This window comes from Bartonella sp. AP1QHHD, assembly GCF_042196265.1.
Lineage (GTDB): Bacteria > Pseudomonadota > Alphaproteobacteria > Rhizobiales > Rhizobiaceae > Bartonella.
In genome coordinates this window covers 1-3,978 of record NZ_JBHIPW010000011.1, presented here as the reverse complement: position 1 = coordinate 3,978, position 3,978 = coordinate 1, and the positions used below count along the sequence as shown (strand labels likewise).

Here is a 3,978-nt window from a genome sequence, read left to right as displayed (position 1 = left end):
TGACTGTAGCTGCATTTTGTATATCAAGGCCGTTTGCAACTTTTTCAATGGTTGTTGTGCCTTTTAATGTAATGACGCTGTTGTTGTCAGCTTTTGCACCAGTACTCTTTTTTTCAGTTTCAGAGCCGGTTATTGTCAAATTTTCGCTAACGATTTTGCTACCAACTGCTGTATAAAGCCCAGTTACCATATTTTCAATGGTTGTTTTGCCTGTTAATTCAATCATAGTATTTGGCAAGTAGGCTGCTATACCGGTGCTATTGGTATTTTTTTCGTTCTGAGAGCCCGTTATTGTTAAATCTTTACTAACGAGTTTGCCACCAGTTGTTGCCCTAAGACCGCTGCCAGCAATGTCTTTAATGGTTGTTTGACCCGTTAATTCAATCACGCTATTAGCACCATCGACGAGTATACCAATGCTGTCTTCTTTAGCTTCAGGAAGGATTATCGTTACATCTTTTGCAGTGACTTTACTGCCCTTATTTACCCGAAACCCGTTTGCAACTTTTTCAATGGTTGTTGTGCCTGTTAATTCAACTGTACTATCAGGATCTGTGGTTGTTACACCAGTTCCTTTATCGTTTCCTTTTATTTTTAAATCTTCGCTGGTGATTTTACCACCTGTTTTTGCTAGGATCCCATCCATAGCTTTTTCAATGGTTGTTGTGCCTTTTAACGTAATTTCGCTACCAAGATCTGTAGATGTTACACCAGTTTTTTCAGATTCAGGAGCGGTTACTTTTAAATCCTTGCCAATGATTTTTCCACTATTTGTTGCCTTAATCGCATCATAGTTTTTTTCGGATGCGTCGTCGGAGACATCTTTTACTTCTTCATTACTTGTAGCACTGAGGACTGTCGCATATGCGCTGAAATGAGTGCTAAACAGCATGATAGCTACGGCAGCTGTGCCGGATAAAAGAGATTTTTTAAACATTTAGATATTTTCCTTAACTTATAAGCTCCACGCATTCCTTCCCCGCTTACAAGAAGGATATCAAATGAATGGTTTTCTACTTTGGGGACCAATAGATTGTTTTTATTTTTATGTAAAGTAGAAAAATATTTTTTATAAAAATACATAATGTTTTGAATATTATTCATTATGAAATAAATATAAATTATTTTATAATATTAAAAATTATTTATATTTATTTGATTTTAGATCATAGTGTTATTATTGTGCATTGTTTAGAGATAAACTTTATTGAGTTATAAAAAGAAAAAAGAATGGAAAAAATATTAGAAAAAAAGAAACAAGAAGAGAGGAAATGAGCAATAAAGAATAGCAGTATCCATGCTGCTGTGGATATACAAAAAAGAAAGTTTGTCGTTTGACAGGAGTTTTTTTAAGTAGGAATAGGTGGAAATTTATGATTTTTTATGACTAATTTTCACCATTAAATGCGCGTTTTGTCAAAATGGATTTTGACATCTAAAAAAGAGTGAAAATGAGAAAAAACTGTGATTCAATGGAAAATAGGAAAAGGCTTTGAAGATTTAAAAAAACTCTGTGAAAGCCTAGAAGACCGCCTTTTAAGCCCCTTTGAAAAAAAATCTATAAATTGTGAAGTTCGCTCCAAAATCAGCCCAAAAAGCAAAAAAAGATATAATATGTTAAAAACAAAGTGTTATTAAAAATCTTAATGTAAGGAGAAATGCCCCTTCATTTTCCATTGTATAATGAGTTAGGTTGGATTTGTGTAGTTCTTGATTGCTTTTCCAACCTCTATTTAACGTTTTAAATGCAATTTTAAAAAGAGGCAAGGTAAGCTCTATTTCTTCTCTGTCTTTGATGTTTTGAACAAGCTCTTGTAACTTTTTATCAAGCTCTGCTACGAGTTCCGCTATATCTTCAGGGGGAAGTTTAATTATTGCATTTTTGTTACCTGATTGATTCCTTTGTCTGGGTGGCAAATAGTGATGGTGGTTGGAGTGTTAAACCGGCAAGTCCCTTTGCTGCCGCCATGTTTATCAAACGCGACAAGCAAAGGGGCGGTGTTTTTTGGTTTCCCTCCAATCAAGATGTCAAAGGCATTTTAGGAACTGCGCGCCCCATTAGCTATTTTGATGGGGAAATCGATCATGAGGCAAATCGCCTTAACCAAGCCGATATTGCTACCTTTATTCCAGCACGGCTTAGCCAAAATGCCCATGGAAAAATTGTCGCCAATGGACGTATTTTATGGGGCAACCACACCACCTCCAGTGACCCATTGTGGCGCTTTGTCAATGTGGTGCGCACCCGTGCAGCCGATGGCAGGGCTTGGTGGGAGCGCGCTGCGTCTTTTTCACCCGATGACTTTACTCATGGCAGCATTTCGAGGGGTTGCGGTTTCAGGTGCAGCATTGGTGAGTACCTTTGGTTGGATCGGGACAGTGATCGAAGTGGTTGGGGCGGGTATTTCCTCTGTTGTGGGGGGTATTTTTACCCCAATAGGGGCTGTGGTTGCTGCTGTTGTGGCGGTCATACTGGCTGCTGGTTTTGCTTTGTGGAAATACTGGGACCGTTTCTCTTCTTTTGTCAAAGGTTTTGCACGGGGAATAGCACACGCTTTTAGTCGTGCCTTTGAAGCTGTTATGCGCTTTTTTGGTGCTGATACCACCACCATCACCAAATGGAAAAACATCATTGCTGCTGCTTTTGATTTCTCTCAAACTTGGCAAAAGTTTAAACAAGGACTTTCCTCTGTTGTCGAGTGGTTTGGCAATTTGTGGGAGGGCGTTAAACAAAGCCTTTCCAACTTTTGGAGCTGGTTGGGAAGCTTTTTTGCCCGCGAAAAGCTCTCTGATGATGCCAAGGCTGGTATGGAACAAGCCGGCGAAGATTTAGCCAATTGGATTGTCGATGGTTTTATGGCACCCATCACAAAGTTGAGCGATTTTTGTAAATCTTTGCCCAGCCGCATTAAGGGGTGGATTGGGTCGATTGATGTAAGAGAGTTTTTGCCAAGTTTTTTGGGGGGTAAAACGTCCATCCAACCCATCGTGCAATTTGCGGGGGCTTCTCCTGTAAATTCATCTGCGAGAGAGCAAAGAGACAAAGACCGTTCCCCCATCACACACAATCAAAATGTCACAGTGCATGTTAATGGTGCCCGTGAACCCATGGCCACTGGTCGTGCGGTTGCCCATGCTTTGCAACGGGCACGCGCCAATGCGCTGCATGGCGGGACAGAATGAGGGGAGGGAGCTTATGAGAGATCCTTTGATGATGTTAGGACCGCATCAATTTTATGTGGACTGGCTAAATTTCCAATCCTTTGAAGAAGAGTTTTCTGCCTCATGGGTTTGTATGGAGCGTTTTGGCAAGGCACCCAGTTTGCAATTTACCGGCTATGGCAATGATGCAAAAACCATTCATGGGGTTTGGTTTCCAGAAGAATTTGGTGACCGGGTAGCGATAGATGCCATCACTACAACTATTCGAAGAGCAAAGCCTGTCCAGATGCTTCGTTGGATTAATGATACGACCTATAGTGTCCTTCTCCATGGATCCGTAGTAATCACCACGATCAATAAAGACCATGACTATATCAGTCGCTCTGGTCAATCCCAGCGCATCCGCTATTCCATTACGCTCTTGCCCTTTTTTAATGGCGGAAAACCACAAGGACAATACCAAGAGAGACAATATCAAATGGGGTATTACCAAGAGGGACAAACTCTATGAAGATACCCAAAAAGCGCGTTATTGTAGAGCTAGAGGATATGAGCCTTGATCTCCTCTGCTTTCACCATGTCATGGCTGTGTTAGGGGACCGTTCTCAAGTTGGGGGACTAAACGGCTATTTAGAAGCCACACTGGAAGCCAATCCAGAGATTGCCAAATATGGTGTGTTTTTACCGCGGGGCTTAAAGGTCATTCTGCCTGAATTTGTGTTGTCTAATCCCCAAAGCATGGTGAAGCGGTTATGGGATTAATGCGTACACACCCTTTTATTGTGGTCAAGGTGGGAGACAAACCTGTTCATGAGG

Annotated in this window: 4 protein-coding genes and 3 pseudogenes; 5 read left to right on the top strand and 2 right to left on the bottom strand. The window is 41.0% G+C overall.

Features of this window, described 5'->3' with window-relative positions; translation table 11 throughout:
• Positions 1-892: pseudogene (locus ACFIME_RS01805) on the bottom strand (hypothetical protein); the annotation flags it as partial.
• A gap of 572 nt (positions 893-1,464) precedes the next feature.
• Between ACFIME_RS01805 and ACFIME_RS01800 the strand changes: the two are divergent.
• Positions 1,465-1,638, top strand: a complete 174-nt coding sequence (locus ACFIME_RS01800; RefSeq protein WP_375684398.1) for a hypothetical protein — start codon at positions 1,465-1,467, stop codon at positions 1,636-1,638.
• A 95-nt stretch (positions 1,639-1,733) separates the two neighbouring features.
• On the opposite strand, the pseudogene ACFIME_RS01795 reads toward ACFIME_RS01800, so the two are convergent.
• Positions 1,734-1,884: pseudogene (locus tag ACFIME_RS01795) on the bottom strand (transcriptional regulator); the annotation flags it as partial.
• On the opposite strand from ACFIME_RS01795, the pseudogene ACFIME_RS01790 reads away from it, so the two are divergent.
• From ACFIME_RS01790 to ACFIME_RS01775, 4 genes and pseudogenes are all read left to right on the top strand, one after another.
• Positions 1,881-2,378, top strand: a pseudogene (locus tag ACFIME_RS01790) (phage tail protein); the annotation flags it as partial. The pseudogenes ACFIME_RS01795 and ACFIME_RS01790 sit on opposite strands and share 4 nt — an antisense overlap.
• Complete coding sequence (locus tag ACFIME_RS01785; protein WP_375684397.1) at positions 2,311-3,183, top strand: hypothetical protein; 873 nt, start codon at positions 2,311-2,313, stop codon at positions 3,181-3,183. The pseudogene ACFIME_RS01790 and the gene ACFIME_RS01785, both read left to right, overlap by 68 nt.
• A 13-nt stretch (positions 3,184-3,196) precedes the next feature.
• Positions 3,197-3,673 (top strand): phage tail protein, encoded by a 477-nt coding sequence (locus ACFIME_RS01780; RefSeq protein WP_375684396.1) that lies wholly within the window; start codon positions 3,197-3,199, stop codon positions 3,671-3,673.
• Complete coding sequence (locus ACFIME_RS01775) at positions 3,670-3,924, top strand: tail protein X (RefSeq protein WP_375680486.1); 255 nt, start codon at positions 3,670-3,672, stop codon at positions 3,922-3,924. Before ACFIME_RS01780 ends, ACFIME_RS01775 begins: the two co-directional genes overlap by 4 nt.
• The last annotated feature ends 54 nt before the right edge of the window (positions 3,925-3,978 follow it).

Bases quoted from the DNA above. Each gene is read 5' to 3' on its own strand.
- ACFIME_RS01780 (WP_375684396.1), top strand. From the start codon at position 3,197: ATGAGAGATCCTTTGATGATGTTAGGACCGCATCAATTTTATGTGGAC.
- ACFIME_RS01775 (WP_375680486.1), top strand. From the start codon at position 3,670: ATGAAGATACCCAAAAAGCGCGTTATTGTAGAGCTAGAGGATATGAGC.
- ACFIME_RS01785 (WP_375684397.1), top strand. From the start codon at position 2,311: ATGGCAGCATTTCGAGGGGTTGCGGTTTCAGGTGCAGCATTGGTGAGT.